The sequence below is a fragment of the Pontibaca methylaminivorans genome, from assembly GCF_900156525.1.
GTDB lineage: Bacteria > Pseudomonadota > Alphaproteobacteria > Rhodobacterales > Rhodobacteraceae > Pontibaca > Pontibaca methylaminivorans.
The window spans coordinates 1,599,831-1,616,776 of the sequence record NZ_FTPS01000001.1 but is presented as its reverse complement, the minus strand read 5'-3'; the positions used below and the strand labels follow the sequence as shown (position 1 = coordinate 1,616,776).

The window sequence follows — 16,946 nt, the reverse complement described above, 5'->3', positions numbered from 1 at the left end:
GGGCCATGTTCCCGATCCGCGATCACAACCCCTCGGGGCGCACGCCCTATGTCGTCTATGCGCTGATCGCGATCAACGTGCTGGTGTTCCTCGCCAACCTCGGCGGGTTCGAATCCTATTCCGCGATGAGCCGCTTTTACTACAACTGGACGCTGATCCCGGCGCGGATCGAGGCCGGCAGCGGTTATCATACGCTCCTGACTTCGATGTTCCTGCATGACGGGCTGTTGCATATCGGCGGCAACATGCTGTTTCTGTGGATCTTCGGCGACAATCTCGAGGATCGCATGGGGCATGCGCTGTTCCTCGGGTTCTACATGGCAAGCGGCATGGGCGCCGGGCTGATCCATGTGCTGACGGCGCCCGGTTCCACGGTGCCGACACTCGGCGCCTCGGGCGCGATTGCCGGAGTGCTCGGGGGGTATCTGCTGCTTTATCCGCGCGCCCGGGTGGATGTGCTGATCATCCTGATCGTCTTCATCCGCATCTTTCCCATGCCGGCCTGGGTCATGCTGGCGTTCTGGTTCGCCCTGCAGGCAATTTCGGGGCTCGGCAGCAATCCGGATGCGGGCGGCGTGGCCTATTGGGCGCATACCGGCGGTTTCGCGGTCGGATTCCTGTTGACGGTGCCGCTCTGGCTGCGCCTCGGCGGGCCGGCCTTCTGGCGCATTCCGCTTGGTGAGCGCGTCGGGGCGGGCTCGGGCGACCCAAGCTCCAGCCCGACGCGAATTCCCCGCGTGCCGCGGCGCTGAACCCCGCGCCTATCCGCGGATCGCCCTGGCGAAGGTATCGAAGATCCGCCCGTTCGCGCAGATCACCGATCCGGTTTCCAGAAGGTCGGCACCGGGGTCGAGCGCCTCGACAAGCCCGCCGGCCTCGCGCACGATGATCGTGCCGGCGGCGATATCCCAGGCATGCAGGTGGCGTTCCCAGAACCCCTCGTAGCGCCCGGCCGCCACATAGGCCATGTCGAGCGCCGCCGCGCCCCAGCGCCGCACTCCGGCGCAGACCGGCATCAAGCGGCCCAGATCGCCAAGCGTATCGGGCAGGTCGGGCCGTCCGCCGAAGGGCACGCCGGTGGCGAAGATGCTTTCGATCATGCGCGTGCGCCCCGAGACCCGCAGGCGGGTGTCGTTCATCCAGGCGCCCTCGCCGCGTTCGGCAAGGAACATCTCGTCCTTGGCCGCGTCATAGATCACGCCGGCAACGATCTGGCCCTTGTGTTCGAGCCCGATCGAGATCGCCCAGTGCGGCAGCCCGTGCAGGAAGTTCGTCGTGCCGTCGAGCGGATCGACGATCCAGCGCCGGGTCGGATCGTCGCCGTCGATGCCGCCGCCTTCCTCCGCAAGCCAGCCATAGGTCGGGCGCGCGCCGAGCAGTTCCTCCTTGAGGATGCGTTCCGCCGCGATGTCGGCGCGGCTGACGAAATCGCCCGCGCCTTTCATCGAAACCTGCAGGTTCTCGACCTCGCGGAAATCCTTGACCAGCGAACGCCCCGCCTTGCGTGCCGCCTTGAGCATGATGTTGAGATTCGCGCTGAAGGCCATGTCCTGCTCCTGTTCCGGGATGCGCGTCTATAGGCAAGGCGCCGCCGCTTGCCAAGGCGTGCGCGACGTCATGAATGTCATGCCGTCTGCAGGCGCCGGGCCTCGGCGCGGGCAAATTCGATCAGATCGCGCATGAAGGGCTTTTCGCGGTCGTCGCGGCGCACCGCGGCATAGAGCCGGCGGGTGACGCCGTTCTCGGTCAGCGGGCGGGTGACGTAATCCGACGAATATTTCACCTCGCGCACCACCCAGTCGGGCAGCACCGCGACCCCCCGGTTCGACGCGACAAGCAGCAGGATCACCGCCGTGAGCTCGACTTGGCGGATCGCGGCCGGCTCGACCTTGGCCGGGGTCAGGAGCTGGCTGAACACATCGAGGCGCGAGCGCTCGACCGGATAGGTGATCAGGGTCTGACCGCGGAAATCGGCCGCCTCGACCCAGGGCTTTTCCGCCAGCGGATGGTGCGAGGACGCGACAAAGACGGGGGCGTAATCGAACAGTTCGATGAAATCGATTCCGGGCAGATCCTCGGGGTCGGAGGACACCACGAGATCGACTTCCTCCTTTTCGAGCGCGGGCATCGCATCGAAGGCAAGCCCCGGGCGGATGTCCACGTCCACGTCGCCCCAGATCTTGCGAAACCGTTCGAGCACCGGAAACAGCCATTCGAAACAGGCATGACATTCGATCGCGATATGCAGCCGCCCGGTTTCACCGTCGCGCAGATTGGCGAATTCCGCCTGCATCGCTTCGACCTGCGGCAGGATCTGTTCCGCAAGATGCAGAAGCCGCATGCCGGCCGCCGTCAGCTTCATCGGCTTCGAGCGGCGCATGAAAAGCTCCACCCCCGCCTGGTCCTCAAGCCCCTTGATCTGGTGGCTGAGCGCGCTCTGGGTGATATGAAGCTGCTCGGCAGCGCGGCCAAGTCCGCCATATTCATGGATCGCCTTGATCGTGCGCAAATGGCGAAATTCAAGGTGCATTCATCAGCCCGCTCATGTTGTTCTTGAGTATTATGAGTTTGTCTCACAATACGCTCTATGCGACAAGGGTCGAAATCAGAGGATAAGCCGCCATGACACGTCCAGAGATTTCGTTCGAATTCTTCCCGCCCCAGACGCTCGAGGCATCGTTCCGGCTCTGGGATACGGTTCAGGTTCTGGCCCCGCTCGCACCGCGTTTCGTCTCGGTCACCTATGGCGCGGGCGGCACCACCCGCGACCTGACCCGGGACGCGGTGGCGACACTGCACAGGTCGTCCGGCCTGCGCGTCGCGGCGCATCTGACCTGCGTGAACGCGACCCGCGAGGAAACGCTCGGCATCGCCCGCGGCTTTGCCGAGGCGGGGGTCAAGGAACTCGTGGCGCTGCGGGGCGACCCGCCCAAGGGCAGCGGGCCGTTCGCGCCCCATCCCGACGGGTTCGCGAATTCGGTCGAATTGATTACGGCGCTGGCGGAAAGCGGTGATTTCACGATCCGCGTCGGTGCCTATCCCGACCAGCACCCCGAGGCCGCAAACGCGCAGGCCGACATCGACTGGCTGAAGGCCAAGCTCGACGCCGGCGCCAGCGAGGCGCTCACCCAGTTCTTTTTCGAGGCCGAGACCTTCTTCCGCTTCCGCGACGCCTGCGCGAAGGCGGGGATCGACCATGCGATCACGCCCGGCATCCTGCCGATCGAGAACTGGAAGGGCGCGCGCAACTTTGCCCGCAACTGCGGGACGCATATCCCCGCATGGGTCGAGGACGCCTTCGGCAACGCCCGCAACAAGGACGAGGAAGACCTGCTTGCCACCGCGCTTTGTGCGGAACTCTGCAGCGACCTGATCGCGGGCGGGGTGGACAAGCTGCACTTCTACACGCTGAACCGGCCCGAGCTGACCCGCGACGTCTGCCATGCCATCGGCGTGACCCCGCGCCGGCCGCTGAAAAAAGTCGCCTGAGGGAACGCGCCGCCCGTCCGCCACCCGTCGCATGAAAGCCCTGCCCCGCCCCGACGCCGCACCATGGCGGAGCGGGGCATTTTTTTGCATCGCGCGGCGGGCAGGGCGCAAATTCCACCGCGGATCTTCCCCTTGCGCGCCCCATTCGCTAGAGGACTCTCCAGATGGAGAGGATCCCACGATGGCGATGGAAAAGACCTTTGATGCCGCTGCGGCCGAAAGCCGCCTCTACCGCGCCTGGGAAGAGGCCGGATGCTTCCGCGCCGGCGCCAATGCCTCGCGCGACGACAGTTACTGCATCCTGATCCCGCCGCCCAACGTGACCGGCAGCCTGCATATGGGGCATGCCTTCAACAACACGCTGCAGGACATCCTGATCCGCTGGCACCGCATGCGCGGCTTTGACACGCTCTGGCAGCCGGGACAGGACCATGCCGGCATCGCCACGCAGATGGTGGTGGAGCGCCAGCTTGCCGAAGAAGGGCGCGAGACCCGGCGCGAAATGGGCCGCGATGCCTTCATCGAGCGGGTGTGGGAATGGAAGGAAGAATCGGGCGGCACCATCATCAACCAGTTGAAGCGTCTCGGCGCCTCCTGCGACTGGTCCCGGAACCGCTTCACCATGGACAAGGGATTCCATGACGCGGTGCTGAAGGTCTTTGTCGATCTCTACAACAAGGGCATCATCTATCGCGGCAAGCGGCTGGTGAACTGGGATCCGCATTTCGAGACGGCGATTTCCGATCTCGAGGTCGAGAACATCGAAGTGCCCGGCCACATGTGGCATTTCAAATACCCGCTCGCGGGCGGCGAAACTTACGAATATGTCGAACGCGACGCCGACGGCAACGTCACCCTGCGCGAGACCCGCGACTATATCAGCATCGCCACCACCCGGCCCGAAACCATGCTGGGCGACGGCGCCATCGCGGTGCACCCGGATGATCCCCGCTATGCGCCGATCATCGGCAAGCTGTGCGAAATTCCGGTCGGGCCGAAGGCGCAGCGGCGCCAGATCCCGATCATCGCCGACGAATACCCGGATCCCGATTTCGGCTCGGGCGCGGTCAAGATCACCGGCGCGCATGATTTCAACGACCATGCCGTGGCCCTGCGCAACGGCATCCCGCTTTATGTGCTGATGGACGCGAAAGGCGCCCTGCGCGAGGACGGCCTGCCCTATGAGGAGGCCGCCGCCTGGGCGCAGGCGATCGCCGAAGGGCGCGAGGAGGCCCCGGCGGACGCGACCCAGATCAACCTTGTGCCCGAGGACTATCGCGGGCTCGACCGGTTCGAGGCGCGCAAGCGCATCGTCTTCGACATCACCGACGAGGGACTCGCGGTGATGACCGAGGACGAGAACGGCGACCCGGTGCCGCTGGTCGAGAACCGGCCGATCATGCAGCCCTTCGGCGACCGTTCGAAAGTGGTGATCGAGCCGATGCTCACCGATCAGTGGTTCGTCGATACCGGCGCCATCGTCGGCCCCGCGCTGGAGGCGGTGCGCAGCGGCGAGGTGCGCATCCTGCCCGAACGGGACGAAAAGGTTTATTTCCACTGGCTGGAAAACATCGAACCCTGGTGCATCTCGCGACAGCTCTGGTGGGGGCACCAGATCCCGGTCTGGTATGGTTTCGATCTGTCTGCGCCGGAATTCCGCGACGACGAGGGCGACGGCGCGCTCGACCTGGTGGAAATGCACCGCCTGCTGATCAGGGGCGGGATGCTCCATGCCGGGGCGGTGCAGCATTGCGCGGCGAGTTTCGACGAGGTACGCGAGGCGTTCGAGGGCGAAATCGCGGATACGCCGATCCCGATCAGCCGCGCCATGGTCATCGAGGTGAAGGACCGCCACGAGGCCATCCACCGCCTGGCCGAGAGCCTTGCGCAATACGAATTCGATCAGGATCCGACCCGGCTGGTCTATCCGGTCTGGCGCGACCCCGATGTGCTCGACACGTGGTTTTCCTCGGGGCTCTGGCCTATCGGCACGCTCGGCTGGCCCGACGATACCGCGGAACTGCGCCGCTATTTCCCGACGAATACGCTGGTCACGGGATTCGACATCATCTTCTTCTGGGTCGCCCGCATGATGATGATGCAATATGCGGTGGTCGGGCAACGCCCCTTCGACACGGTCTATGTGCACGCGCTGGTGCGCGACGCGTCGGGCAAGAAGATGTCGAAAAGCCTTGGCAACGTGCTCGACCCGCTTGAACTGATCGACGAATACGGCGCCGATGCGGTGCGGTTCACCCTGACCGCCATGGCGGCCATGGGGCGCGACCTCAAGCTGTCGACCCAGCGCATCGCCGGCTATCGCAACTTCGGCACCAAGCTCTGGAACGCCATGCGCTTTGCCGAGATGAACGAGGTCTTTGCGGTCGACGGCAGCAAGCGCCCCGCCCCGCGCGAGCCGCTGAACCGCTGGATTCTGGGCGAGGTCGCCCGCACCCGCGCCGAGGTCGATGACGCACTTGAGAATTTCCGCTTCAACGATGCGGCGAACACGCTTTATGCCTTCGTCTGGGGCAAGGTCTGCGACTGGTACCTGGAATTTTCCAAGCCGCTGCTTCAGGGGAGTGACGCGGGCGCGCGCGACGAGACCCGCGCGACCATGAAATGGGTGCTCGATCAGTGCCTGATCCTGCTGCATCCGATCATGCCCTTCATCACCGAGGAACTCTGGGCGCTGTCCGGCCGGCGGGACAAGATGCTGATCCATGCCGACTGGCCCGATTACCGCCCCGAGGATCTGCTGGACCGCGATGCCGATCACGAGATCAACTGGGCCATCACCCTGATCGAGAACATCCGCTCGGCACGGGCGCAGATCCACGTTCCGGCCGGGCTGCACCTGCCGCTGATCGTGCGCGAGATCGACGCCGCCGGCAAACACGCCTGGGAGCGCAACGAGGCGCTGATCCGCCGGCTTGCCCGGATCGAATCGCTGACCCATGCCGAGGTCTTCCCCAAGGGAACCGTGACCATTGCCGCCCCCGGCGCGGTATTCGGCCTGCCGCTTGCCGGAATCATCGACATCGCCGAGGAGCGGGCGCGGCTGGAAAAGAGCCTCGGCAAGCTGGAAAAGGAAATCTCGGGCCTGCGCGGACGGCTCGGCAATCCGAATTTCGCCCGTTCCGCCCCCGAGGAGGTGGTCGAGGAAGCCCGGGCGAACCTTGCCGCCCGGGAGGCCGAGGCCGCGAAGCTGAACGACGCCATGGCGCGGCTGCGCGAACTGGAATAGCGCCGCTGCCGGCCGGCCCGGAAAAGGCAACATCAATGTCCGCAGACGACCCAGAGCCTCCATCCCGTCCAGCCGTCAGCCGCTGGCTCTGGACAGTCGGCGGCTGGGGGGCGCTTGCGCTCGGTGCGGCGGGGGTGGTGCTGCCGGTGCTGCCCACCACGCCTTTCGTGCTGCTGGCCGCCTATATGTTCGGCAAGGGCTCGCCCCGGCTGCGGGCATGGCTGCTTGCGCATCGCATCTTCGGCCCCCTGACCCGCGACTGGGAAGAACGCGGCGCCATTCCCCGCAGGGCCAAGATCCTCGCCGTTTCAGTCATGGCGCTGACCTTCGTCGCCAGCATCTTCATGGGGTTCAACTGGGTGATCCTGACCATCCAGGCGGTCGCGCTTTCGGGGGCAGGGCTTTACGTGGTGACGCGCCCCGACGCCTGAGACGGCGCGTCGTCGCCCTGCGCGGCCAGACGCTCGACCGCGTTCGCCGTGCGCAGCGTGTTGTTGTAGATGCCAAGCCCCAGATAGGCCAGGCCGCCGATCACCACGAGGTAAAGCGCCCCGCCGATCCAGATGCCGATGCCCATGGCGAAACCGGCACCCATGCCTGCACCATGCCCGCCGGTCAGCATCGCCGCGAGTCCCGCGATGAACACGGCAACCGCCCCGATTATGATCGCGATGTTGATGATCCGCTCGAGCCAGAGAATGAAAAAATCCCGCATTGGCCGCTTTTCCTCCTGACGGTTTCCCGAATTACGGAACCATTCCCCGGTTTCGCGGCTGGAATGTCAATCCTGCGATCCGGTCCCGCAGGTGTTGCCTGCAGAGAACTGCCCCCGCGATCTCGGACCCCCGGCGCCGCAGGGGGTTCCCATCCCGGTCCGAATGCGGGATGTAGATGAACCCGGTCAGGCGGACCGTTCCGCGCCCGGCGACAACTGGATTCCAAGAGCAGGATTCATGAAGGTCAAGGCCCGGACACGGCAAAAACGGCACAAGTCGGCCGGCGAACTGCTCGGCTGGCTATGGCATGGCTATCTGCGCCGTCACGTCGGCGTGCTGTCCATCGCCGTGCTTTTCATGGTGCTCGAAGGCAGCATGGCCGGCGCGATCAGCTACATGATGAAGCCGATGTTCGACAGCGTCTTCGTGCAGGGCAACGCGCAGATGCTGGCCTGGGTCAGTGTCGTCTTTCTTGTGGTGTTTGCGACACGCGGCTGCGCGGGCGTGGTGCAGCAGGTGCTGCTGTCCAAGATCTCGCAGGAAACGGCCGCCCAGTTGCGGGTCGATCTGCTGCGGCGGCTGATCCGGCAGGACAGCGCGTTTCACCAGGCGCACCCGCCCGGCGTGCTGATCCAGCGCATCCAGTCAGATGTGGGGTCGATCAACACCGTCTGGCGCACCATCATCACCACGACGGGCCGCGATTTCATATCGCTGGTCGTGCTGCTCGGGGTCGCGATCAACATCGACTGGCGCTGGACGGCGGTGATGCTGATCGGCGCCCCGATCGCCCTGCTGCCGATCGGGGCCGGGCAGCGTTACGTGCGCAAGAAGGCCGCGCAGGCGCGCGACCTGGGCGCGACGCTGGCCAAGCGGCTGGACGAGATTTTTCACGGCATGGTGCCGATCAAGCTGAACAATCTCGAGGACTACCAGACCGCACAGTTCGAGAAACACACCGACACATTCGTGCGCTCCGAGGTCCGCTCGGCCTTCGGCACGGCGGCGGTGACCGGCGTGGTCGACATCATGGCCGGGCTCGGCTTCATGGCGGTGCTGCTGCTCGGCGGTGCCGAGATCATCGAGGGCAAGAAGACCGTCGGCGATTTCATGAGCTTTTTTACCGCGATCGGCCTCGCCTTCGATCCGGTCCGCCGCCTGGCCGGCATGAGCGCGGCCTGGCAGGCCGCCGCCGCCGCGCTCGAGCGGCTGAAAGAGCTTCTCGACGCGCCGATCCTGTTGCTGTCGCCCCCCGATCCGGTCGCACCGCCCGAGGGGCTGCCCGACGTGACCTTCCGCAACGTGACCCTGCGCTATGGCGAGGCGACCGTGCTGAACGATCTGAGCCTCCATGCCGAGGCAGGCAAGACCACGGCGCTGGTCGGGCCTTCGGGGGCCGGCAAGTCGAGCATCTTCAACGTGCTGACGCGTCTTGTCGATCCGCAGGCCGGCGAGGTGCTGCTCGGCGGTGTCGCCGTCGGCCGGATCGAACTGGAAACGCTGCGCGGTCTTTTCTCCGTGGTCAGTCAGGAGGCACTCCTGTTCGACGAGACCCTGCGCGAAAACATCCTGCTCGGGCGCGACGATGTGAGCGATGAGGAACTGGTGCCGATCCTCGACGCCGCCCATGTGAGCGATTTCGTGAAGGACCTGCCCGCCGGGCTCGACACGCTGGTCGGGCCGCGCGGCTCGGCCCTTTCGGGCGGGCAGCGCCAGCGCGTCGTGATCGCCCGCGCCCTGTTGCGCAACACGCCGGTGCTGCTGCTCGACGAGGCCACCAGCGCGCTCGACACCCAGTCGGAAAAGATCGTGCAGACGGCGCTCGACCGGCTTTCGGGCGGACGAACGACGCTGGTCATCGCCCACCGGCTTTCGACCGTGCGCAATGCCGACCGGATTCTGGTGCTGGATCGCGGTCGGGTCGCGGAGAGCGGCACCCATGAGGAGCTGCTCGCGCGCGATGGCATCTATGCCGATCTCTACCGCGCGCAATCCGACCCCGGCCGGGACACGGCCGCGCCGGAGCTTCCGGCCCCGCCGCCGATGCTGCCCGCACCGTCCGAGCCCCGTCCGGGCCTGCTGCGCCGGCTCACCGCGCGGTTCCTCGGCTGAAAGCGCAGCCGCCCCTGTCATCCGTCCCGCTCCCGCGTTATCAGGGAGCCGGACAAATCAGGAGGCGACCATGACCACGCGCCGAATCTTCCGCATCACGGGACGCGATTCGCGGGATTTCCTGCAGGGGCTTGTCACCAATGATGTCGGCAAACTGGCGCAGGGCCTTGTCTATGCCGCGCTGCTGACGCCGCAGGGCAAGTATATCGCCGATTTCTTCCTTGCCCCCGATGCGCCGGATGATGCGGTGCTGCTTGATGTGGCTGCGCCGCTCGCGGACGACTTGCTGAAGCGGCTGCGCATGTACAAGCTGCGTGCCGATGTGGACATCGCCGAATCGGGGCTCAACCTGCAGCGCGGCACCGGCCCGGCGCCCGCCGGCGCATGGCCCGATCCGCGTCACGAAGCGCTCGGCTGGCGCGCCTACAGCGCCGCCCCCGAAAGCGACGACGGCAGCGACTGGGACGCGATCCGCGTTGCGCATTGCATTCCCGAAAGCGGGATCGAGCTCACCCCCGACAGCTATATCCTCGAAGCCGGGTTCGACCGGCTGAACGGGGTCGATTTCCGCAAGGGCTGCTATGTCGGGCAGGAAGTCACCGCGCGGATGCGCCACAAGACCGAACTGCGCAAGGGGTTCGTGCGGGTCCGGGTCGAAGGCGACGCAGGCCCGGGTGCCGGGATCACGAGCGGGGGGAAGCCGGCCGGAACGCTGCATACCCGAGCCGGGGACACCGCCATCGCCTATCTGCGCTTCGACCGCGCGGGGGGCGACATGCAGGCCGGGGATGCGACCCTCCGGCGGATCTGACGCGCTCTCACGGCAGCGGCGAGACCCCGATCACCAGCGGGTGCAGCCAGAGCAACACCGCGAATGTCAGCAGCACAAGCAGCGTGGCCCGCGGATCCGGCCGCAGCCCGGCCAGACGCGACGGCGAAAACCACCCCGTGTTGCGCGCGAGGTCGGCCCAGGCCTCGGCGCCAAGATCGCGCCGCTTGCGCCGGTCGGTCAGCGCCATGCCCATGACGGCAAATCCCGCGAACATCCCGAACAGGATCACATGCGCAAGATCCCCGTTCGCCAGCAGATGCGCGACCGACCAGAGCAGCAGCGCGATCAGCATCGGATGGCGGGTGAACCCCAGAATCCCCGGATCGGCCGGATCGAACGGGCGCCGCCCGACGCCGCCGAACGACAGCGGATTGACCCGCATCATCCCCGCCACCACCAGTGCCACCACAAAGGGCATGACCAGAACCGGCGCCCAGCGCCAGATCCGCCAGGGCGGCAGAATCTCGACATAGGGGGCGCCATGGGCCGCGATGATCAGCCAGATCAGCACCGCCACCGACAACGCGCTGAACCCCATGAAATAGCCGCGCACCCCCATCCGCGCCATCAGCCGGCTGCGGATCGCGGGGCGCATGGGAATGACATGGCTTGCGAAAAAGGCCGCGAATGCAGCGATGAACTCGCCCCAGCCCCCCATCAGCCCTGTCCTCCAAGCCGGGGGCGGAACAGGAGCGGACCGATCCGCAGCAGGAACAGGGCAAAAGCCACGATCCAGAGCAGGGCGGCAAGGTCGATCATCGGCCCCTCGAACCCGGTCAGCGGCGCGAGAACCCGCACCAGCGCCGCGCCGAAGACCAGCCCGAAGGCCGCATTCATCCAGCCGTCCGAACGCAGCGGGCGGCCGGTATGGCCAAGACAGACGCGCACCATCACCGACAGCGTCATGGCGCCGATCACCCCGACCCCGAACATGTGAAGCGCGGCGACCTCGGTCACGAAATCCTGCTGCACCGCCGCCAGCGCCAGCAGCAAAAGCCCCGCCGGAACCGTGGCATAGCCCAGATGCAGAACGAAAAGCAGCGGGCTCGGAAGCGTCGCGAACCCGCACCAGCGCGCCAGACGGACAAGATGCAGAACGCCGGCAAGGCCGAGAACCGCCGCCGCAGGCCATCCCATCGGCTGCACCACCCAGAACAGCAGCGCCGCGCCCCCCAGAAGCAGCGCCCCAAGGTCGAACCGGCCGGGAGCCGCCGGCTGCCGGGCCGCGCCCCGCTGCAGCAGCCAGTTGCGGGTAAAGGCCGGGATGATCCGCCCGCCGATCACCATGACCAGGAACACAAGCCCCCCAAGCCCGAGCCGCATGCCGATGCCGGACACCCCCTGCCGCGCCACCTCGACATGGAACAGGATATTGGCAAGCGCAAACAGCAGGAGCGGCGCCAGAACCACCAGATTTCGGCGGTTCCCGGCCCCGAGGATTTCGCGCGCCAGAACCAGCGCCATCACCGGCAGGTAGATCACGTCGATCACCGCTACCCAGACCGGCGGCAGGGGGAACAGCAGAACGATGCGCCCCGCCAGCCAGAGCAGGAACAGCCCGGCAAGCGCGCTCCCGGACACGGCCGGGCGCCCGGTCCAGTTCGGCACCGCCGTGAACAGGAAGCCGGAAACCACGGCGCTGCCATAGCCGAAGATCATCTCGTGAACATGCCAGTTGCGCGTTCCCATGGACGGGGCGATCACCTCGCTCCCGTGCCAGGCAAGGATCCAGACCGCCATGGCAAGCACCGCAAACAGCCCCGCCGCGAAAAAGAACGGGCGGAAGCCGAGCGAAAGGAAAACCCCGCCCCGCCTGCCTGCGTCACGCGATGTCCGGAAACGAGCCTCGGCCATGGGTTACTCCCCCGATTGCATTCCGACCAAATCTCTAGACTATCGCCCTGCCACGGGGCTTGACGAATATCAAGCGACCCCGGCGCCGCAGGCCTGCCGTGAAACTGCCCCCACTGCTTCTTCTGGCAGGAAATATCCCCGCCGGAGGCATGAAAATTCCTGCGCGGCACCGGCACCCCGCCCCGCGGCTTCTGCGGCGCGCTTGACGGCGCCGCGCCGGGCAGGCACCGAAGGGCAGCCGCTTTACACCCGCCGCAGGATTTGCCCGATCATGGCCCGGACCGCCCTTTTCATTGTGACGCTCATGGTCCTTGCCGCTTGCGGGCGTGAACTGACGCCGAATGAGACCGATTTCGCCCGGGCGCTCCACGGCAGCGGCCTTGATACCGGCAAGGTGCGCCTGGTCAGGGGGGCGCCGCTCGCTCCGGTCACGTTCCGCTATCCGCAGCGCCCGCGCACCACCTGCCGCGAGCGCATGCTTCCGCCCGTCACCCGGGAATACGTGACCACCAAGCCGGCGGCGATGACGCTTTTCAACCATGTGCTGTTCACGCGCGAATGGTATTCCGACGACTTCATGGCGGATTACCCCGGCATGATCGACCTTGTTCAGGCGATGCTGCTCGGCCACGAACTGACCCATGTCTGGCAGTGGCAGAACCGGTCCCGCACCGGATACAGCCCGCTTGCCGCCCTGCGCGAACATCGCACCACCGAAGACCCCTATCTGTTCGAGATCGAGGGCACGCCGGATTTCCTCGATTACGGCTTCGAGCAGCAGGGCGCGGTGGTCGAGGAATATATCTGCTGCCGCGCCCTCGCCCCGAAGGCCGCGCGCACACAGCGCCTGCACGAGATGCTGAGCCGCGCCTTCCCGGTCTCGGATCTGCCCGGCGCGCGCGAACATGACGTGCTGCTTCCCTGGAGCGGGGCCGAGGTCGGCGGCATCTGCGACTGAACCGGGCTGGCGCGGATGCGGGATTCACTCGGCCAGAACGCCCGCCTCGAGCCGCAGAACCCGGTCCATGCGCGCGGCAAGGTCCATGTTGTGGGTGGCAATGAGCGCCGCGAGCCCGCTGCCGCGCACCAGTTCCATGAGCGCCGCGAACACCTGGTCCGAGGTCGCCGGGTCAAGGTTTCCGGTCGGCTCGTCCGCAAGCAGAAGCCGCGGGCGGTTCGCAAGCGCGCGGCAGAAGGCGACACGCTGCTGCTCGCCCCCGGACAGGGCCGCGGGGCGGTGCTGCGCACGATTGCGGATGCCGACGCTTTCAAGCAGATCGAATGCCCGCGCCTGCGCCTCCCCCCGGGCCGCCCCGTCGGCAAGCTGCGGCAGCATGATGTTCTCGACGGCGCTGAATTCGGGCAGGAGATGGTGAAACTGATAGATGAATCCGATGTCGCGCCGCCGCACCCCGGTGCGCACCCGCCCGCTCGCGCGCGCCATGTCCTGCCCGCCGATCATCACGCGCCCCGAATCGGGCACATCAAGCAGCCCGGCGATATGCAGCAATGTCGATTTCCCGGCCCCCGACGGGGCGACCAGGGCCGCGACCTCGCCCCGCGCAAGCGACAGGTCGATGCCGCGCAGCACCGCCACCTCGCCCGGACGGCCGCGGTTATAGGTCTTTTCCAGACCCTCGATGCTCAGGACCGGCTCATTCATAGCGCAGCGCCTCCACCGGATTGAGCCGCGCCGCGCGCCGCGCCGGAAAGATGGTGACGAGGAAGGACAGCCCGAGCGACAGCGCCACCGCCGAAAGCACATCCCCCGCCCGCAGTTCCGCCGGCAGGTTGTAGATGCCCCGGATCGACGGATCCCAGACCCCTCCGCCCATCACGTAGTTCACGAAGGAAAAGATCGGGTCGATATAGATCGCGAACAGGCAGCCCAGAATCACGCCCATCAGCGTGCCGACCAGCCCGGTCAGCGCCCCGCAGAGAAAGAACACCCGCATCACCGACCCCTCGGAAAGGCCGATCGTGCGCAGGATGCCGATGTCGCTGCCCTTGTTCTTGACCAGCATGACCAGCCCGGAAACGATGTTCATGGTGGCGATCAGCACAAGGATCGAAAGGATCACGAACATCACGTTGTCCTCGACATCGAGCGCGCGCAGAAATCCGCCCGAGGCATCGCGCCAGGTCCAGACCAGCGCATCACCGCCCGCCGCGCGCTGGATCGCAAGCGCGATCGGCTCGACGTTCTCGGGATCCTGCACCATGACCTCGAGTTCGTCCGCGACGCCCTCGCGGTTGAAATAGGATTGCGCCTCGGCAAAGGGCAGATAGGCGCGGGTGCGGTCGATGTCGTAGCGCCCGGCCGAGAATATATAGACCACCTCATAGGCGTTGATGCGCGGGCTGGTGCCGAAGGCGGTCTTGACCCCGTCGGGCGAAATCAGCCTGATCCGGTCCCCGACCCGCACGCCGAGTTCGCGCGCGACCCCGGTGCCGATGGCAATGCCTTCGTCGAAGCGGCCCAGATCGCCCTGCGCCTCGTCGCTTCCGGCAATGCCCGGCAGGCTTTTCAGGTCGTCCGCCTGGATGCCGAACACCTCGACCCCGGCGTTGCGCCCCTGCGCGGTGATCATCACCTGGCCCTTCACGAGCGGGGCGACACGGGTCACTCCGGGCACGGCCGCGACCCGTTCCGCCCAATCGCCGTAATCGGCGATGGTGCGGCTGACCCGGCCCTGTTCATCCACCTGCCCGGCGCTGTAGACGGTCACATGCGCATTCGCGCCGAGGATCGTGTTCACGAATTCCGCGCGGAACCCCGAGCGCACGGCGAGCGTGGCAATCAGCGCGAAAACCGCAAGCGTGATGCCGATGAGGCTGATCCAGGTCATGGCGCTGACGCCACCCTCGGCCCGGCGTGCCCGCAGATAGCGCCAGGCGATCATCCACTCGAAACGGGCAAAGGGGGGTGGTGTGCGGGACATGGGCGACATGGGGCAGATCGTGCCTCGGATGGTGGCGGTGCTGGTGGCTTTATCCGTGCCTACCTGCGGCGACAGCGCAGCGCGGTCAAGCCGGATAACTCGGCGATCGGTGCCGAGTTCCGCCGCCGGCGGCACCATGCCGACAAGCCCGCCATCCCGCACAAGCCGCGGGCCATCCCCTGGCAGTCCGAGAGGTCAGCCGGTCGCGGCCCCGCCGGTGATGCAGCGCCTTCGACCCCACGGGGAACCGGTGCGCCCGGACCATGACATCATTGACCGGTTTGAAAAAGCCCCACGCCGGCCCGGCGCGGGCAGCCCCCGGGACGTTTCATCCGCGCAGGATGGCCCCGGAGCGGGCGCCCCGCTGCGGAACGGGGAAAGGTGCCCGCCTGTTCACCGGCCCGCCTGTTCACCCGGTCGTGCGTAAATCTCCACCACCCGGCGCACGGCTTCTTCGGGGGAAAGTTCCTCGCTTTCGCCGCTGCGGCGCGAGGTGAGCTCGACCACGCCGTTCTTGAGCCCGCGCGGGCCGACGGTGATGCGCCACGGCAGGCCGATCAGGTCCATGGTGGCGAACTTGCCCCCCGCGCGCTCGTCGCGGTCGTCATAAAGCGGGTCGAGCCCCGCCGCCACCAGCGCCGCATAGATGCGCTCGCAGGCGGCGTCGGCCTCGGCATCGCCCTGCCGCAGGTTGATGATGCCGCAATGGAACGGCGTGACGCCTTCGGGCCAGATGATGCCATTGTCGTCGTGGCTCGCTTCGATGATCGCCCCCAGAAGGCGCGACACGCCGATGCCGTGGCTGCCCATGTGCACCGGAACCTGCTGGCCGTCCGGCCCCTGCACCACGGCGCCCATGGGTTCGGAATACTTGGTGCCGAAATAGAAGATTTGCCCCACCTCGATGGCCCGGCTCTGACGGCGGCGGGCTTCGGGGATGCGCTCGAACAGGGCCGCATCGTGGGTCTCGTCGGTGCGGGCATAGGGCGAGGTCCACTCGCGCACGATCTCGGAACATTCCTCGCGGCTGTCGTAATCGACGCTGCGTTCGCCAAGGGTGAGGTTCAGGATCGCGGCGTCATAGAACACCTCGGATTCGCCGGTTTCGGCCAGCACCAGGAATTCATGGGTGTTCTCGCCCCCGATCGGCCCCGAATCCGCGCGCATCGGAATCGCGCGCAGGCCCATGCGTTCATAGGTGCGCAGATAGCTGACCATGTGGCGGTTATAGGCGTGAAGCGCGTCGTCCTTCGTCAGGTCGAAGTTGTAGCCGTCCTTCATCAGGAATTCGCGCCCGCGCATGACGCCGAAGCGGGGGCGGATCTCGTCGCGGAACTTCCACTGGATCTGATAAAGCGTCAGCGGCAGGTCGCGGTAACTGCCGACATGGCTGCGGAAGATGTCGGTGATCAGCTCTTCGTTGGTGGGGCCATAAAGCATGTCGCGCCCGTGGCGGTCGGTGATGCGCAGCATCTCTTCGCCATAGTCGTCATAGCGCCCGGATTCGCGCCAGAGCTCCGCTGATTGCAGGGTCGGCATCAGCATCGGGATATGGCCGGCGCGGATCTGCTCCTCGTGGACGATCCGTTCGATGTTGCGCAACACCTTGTAGCCGAGCGGCAGCCAGGAATAGATTCCGGCGGCGGCCTGCTTGATCATGCCGGCACGCAGCATCAGACGGTGGCTCACGATCTGCGCCTCGGAGGGGGTCTCCTTCAGCACGGGCAGGAAATAGCGGGTGAGGCGCATCGCGG

15 protein-coding genes are annotated in these 16,946 nt (G+C 66.5%); 7 read left to right on the top strand and 8 right to left on the bottom strand.

Features of this window, described 5'->3' with window-relative positions:
- The first annotated feature begins 5 nt into the window (after positions 1-5).
- On the top strand, positions 6-752 hold the full coding sequence (locus tag B0B01_RS07905; protein ID WP_076650121.1) for a rhomboid family intramembrane serine protease: 747 nt from the start codon (positions 6-8) through the stop codon (positions 750-752).
- Between the two features lie 9 nt (positions 753-761).
- Here the strand turns inward: B0B01_RS07905 and B0B01_RS07900 are convergent, their stop codons facing one another.
- Both B0B01_RS07900 and B0B01_RS07895 read right to left on the bottom strand, forming a co-directional pair.
- Complete coding sequence (locus B0B01_RS07900) at positions 762-1,547, bottom strand: inositol monophosphatase family protein (RefSeq protein WP_076649293.1); 786 nt, start codon at positions 1,545-1,547, stop codon at positions 762-764.
- Between the two features lie 77 nt (positions 1,548-1,624).
- Positions 1,625-2,530 (bottom strand): LysR family transcriptional regulator, encoded by a 906-nt coding sequence (locus B0B01_RS07895; RefSeq protein ID WP_076649292.1) that lies wholly within the window; start codon positions 2,528-2,530, stop codon positions 1,625-1,627.
- Positions 2,531-2,622: 92 nt separating this feature from the next.
- On the opposite strand from B0B01_RS07895, the gene metF reads away from it, so the two are divergent.
- The 3 genes from metF to B0B01_RS07880 all read left to right on the top strand — a co-directional run bounded on the left by metF (position 2,623) and on the right by B0B01_RS07880 (position 7,167).
- Positions 2,623-3,489 carry a methylenetetrahydrofolate reductase [NAD(P)H] gene (gene metF / locus B0B01_RS07890; RefSeq protein WP_076649291.1) on the top strand — a complete coding sequence of 289 codons (867 nt, stop codon included), beginning with the start codon at positions 2,623-2,625 and terminating at the stop codon, positions 3,487-3,489.
- A gap of 181 nt (positions 3,490-3,670) precedes the next feature.
- The gene (locus tag B0B01_RS07885; RefSeq protein ID WP_076649290.1) at positions 3,671-6,736 is read left to right on the top strand and encodes a valine--tRNA ligase; all 3,066 of its coding nucleotides are present in this window, start codon (positions 3,671-3,673) and stop codon (positions 6,734-6,736) included.
- A gap of 35 nt (positions 6,737-6,771) precedes the next feature.
- Positions 6,772-7,167, top strand: a complete 396-nt coding sequence (locus B0B01_RS07880; RefSeq protein WP_076649289.1) for a YbaN family protein — start codon at positions 6,772-6,774, stop codon at positions 7,165-7,167.
- On the opposite strand, the gene B0B01_RS07875 is transcribed toward B0B01_RS07880, so the two are convergent.
- Positions 7,140-7,451, bottom strand: a complete 312-nt coding sequence (locus B0B01_RS07875) for a hypothetical protein (RefSeq protein ID WP_076649286.1) — start codon at positions 7,449-7,451, stop codon at positions 7,140-7,142. The two genes, B0B01_RS07880 and B0B01_RS07875, sit on opposite strands and share 28 nt — an antisense overlap.
- Positions 7,452-7,689: 238 nt before the next feature.
- On the opposite strand from B0B01_RS07875, the gene B0B01_RS07870 reads away from it, so the two are divergent.
- Together B0B01_RS07870 and ygfZ are read left to right on the top strand one after the other, a co-directional pair.
- Positions 7,690-9,564, top strand: coding sequence for an ABC transporter ATP-binding protein (locus tag B0B01_RS07870; protein ID WP_076649285.1), 1,875 nt, complete (start codon positions 7,690-7,692; stop codon positions 9,562-9,564).
- 70 nt (positions 9,565-9,634) lie between these two features.
- On the top strand, positions 9,635-10,375 hold the full coding sequence (gene ygfZ / locus B0B01_RS07865; protein WP_076649284.1) for a CAF17-like 4Fe-4S cluster assembly/insertion protein YgfZ: 741 nt from the start codon (positions 9,635-9,637) through the stop codon (positions 10,373-10,375).
- A 7-nt stretch (positions 10,376-10,382) separates the two neighbouring features.
- Here ygfZ and B0B01_RS07860 read toward each other — a convergent pair whose 3' ends face one another.
- A complete protein-coding gene (locus tag B0B01_RS07860; RefSeq protein WP_076649283.1) occupies positions 10,383-11,054 on the bottom strand; it encodes an NnrU family protein in 672 nt (223 codons plus the stop codon).
- Positions 11,054-12,250: an NnrS family protein gene (locus B0B01_RS07855; protein WP_076649282.1), complete on the bottom strand. Its 1,197-nt coding sequence runs from the start codon at positions 12,248-12,250 to the stop codon at positions 11,054-11,056. The genes B0B01_RS07860 and B0B01_RS07855 overlap by 1 nt, the downstream gene beginning before the upstream one ends.
- Before the next feature lie 271 nt (positions 12,251-12,521).
- Here B0B01_RS07855 and B0B01_RS07850 point away from each other — a divergent pair, with 271 nt between their 5' ends.
- On the top strand, positions 12,522-13,208 hold the full coding sequence (locus tag B0B01_RS07850; RefSeq protein ID WP_076649280.1) for a hypothetical protein: 687 nt from the start codon (positions 12,522-12,524) through the stop codon (positions 13,206-13,208).
- 24 nt (positions 13,209-13,232) lie between these two features.
- Here B0B01_RS07850 and B0B01_RS07845 read toward each other — a convergent pair whose 3' ends face one another.
- The 3 genes from B0B01_RS07845 to proS all read right to left on the bottom strand — a co-directional run bounded on the left by B0B01_RS07845 (position 13,233) and on the right by proS (position 16,941).
- Positions 13,233-13,913, bottom strand: a complete 681-nt coding sequence (locus tag B0B01_RS07845; RefSeq protein WP_076649278.1) for an ABC transporter ATP-binding protein — start codon at positions 13,911-13,913, stop codon at positions 13,233-13,235.
- A complete protein-coding gene (locus B0B01_RS07840; RefSeq protein WP_076650120.1) occupies positions 13,906-15,192 on the bottom strand; it encodes a lipoprotein-releasing ABC transporter permease subunit in 1,287 nt (428 codons plus the stop codon). Before B0B01_RS07840 ends, B0B01_RS07845 begins: the two co-directional genes overlap by 8 nt.
- 393 nt (positions 15,193-15,585) lie before the next feature.
- Entirely contained in the window at positions 15,586-16,941 is a 1,356-nt protein-coding gene (gene proS / locus B0B01_RS07835; protein ID WP_076649277.1) for a proline--tRNA ligase, read from the bottom strand.
- Between the last annotated feature and the right edge of the window lie 5 nt (positions 16,942-16,946).

What these genes read in the sequence shown, in the direction of transcription:
- B0B01_RS07905 (WP_076650121.1), top strand. Translation starts at nt 6, where the DNA reads ATGTTCCCGATCCGCGATCACAACCCCTCGGGGCGCACGCCCTATGTC.
- B0B01_RS07900 (WP_076649293.1), bottom strand. Translation starts at nt 1,547, where the DNA reads ATGGCCTTCAGCGCGAATCTCAACATCATGCTCAAGGCGGCACGCAAG.
- B0B01_RS07895 (WP_076649292.1), bottom strand. Translation starts at nt 2,530, where the DNA reads ATGCACCTTGAATTTCGCCATTTGCGCACGATCAAGGCGATCCATGAA.
- metF (WP_076649291.1), top strand. Translation starts at nt 2,623, where the DNA reads ATGACACGTCCAGAGATTTCGTTCGAATTCTTCCCGCCCCAGACGCTC.
- B0B01_RS07885 (WP_076649290.1), top strand. Translation starts at nt 3,671, where the DNA reads ATGGCGATGGAAAAGACCTTTGATGCCGCTGCGGCCGAAAGCCGCCTC.
- B0B01_RS07880 (WP_076649289.1), top strand. Translation starts at nt 6,772, where the DNA reads ATGTCCGCAGACGACCCAGAGCCTCCATCCCGTCCAGCCGTCAGCCGC.
- B0B01_RS07875 (WP_076649286.1), bottom strand. Translation starts at nt 7,451, where the DNA reads ATGCGGGATTTTTTCATTCTCTGGCTCGAGCGGATCATCAACATCGCG.
- B0B01_RS07870 (WP_076649285.1), top strand. Translation starts at nt 7,690, where the DNA reads ATGAAGGTCAAGGCCCGGACACGGCAAAAACGGCACAAGTCGGCCGGC.
- ygfZ (WP_076649284.1), top strand. Translation starts at nt 9,635, where the DNA reads ATGACCACGCGCCGAATCTTCCGCATCACGGGACGCGATTCGCGGGAT.
- B0B01_RS07860 (WP_076649283.1), bottom strand. Translation starts at nt 11,054, where the DNA reads ATGGGGGGCTGGGGCGAGTTCATCGCTGCATTCGCGGCCTTTTTCGCA.
- B0B01_RS07855 (WP_076649282.1), bottom strand. Translation starts at nt 12,250, where the DNA reads ATGGCCGAGGCTCGTTTCCGGACATCGCGTGACGCAGGCAGGCGGGGC.
- B0B01_RS07850 (WP_076649280.1), top strand. Translation starts at nt 12,522, where the DNA reads ATGGCCCGGACCGCCCTTTTCATTGTGACGCTCATGGTCCTTGCCGCT.
- B0B01_RS07845 (WP_076649278.1), bottom strand. Translation starts at nt 13,913, where the DNA reads ATGAATGAGCCGGTCCTGAGCATCGAGGGTCTGGAAAAGACCTATAAC.
- B0B01_RS07840 (WP_076650120.1), bottom strand. Translation starts at nt 15,192, where the DNA reads ATGTCCCGCACACCACCCCCCTTTGCCCGTTTCGAGTGGATGATCGCC.
- proS (WP_076649277.1), bottom strand. Translation starts at nt 16,941, where the DNA reads ATGCGCCTCACCCGCTATTTCCTGCCCGTGCTGAAGGAGACCCCCTCC.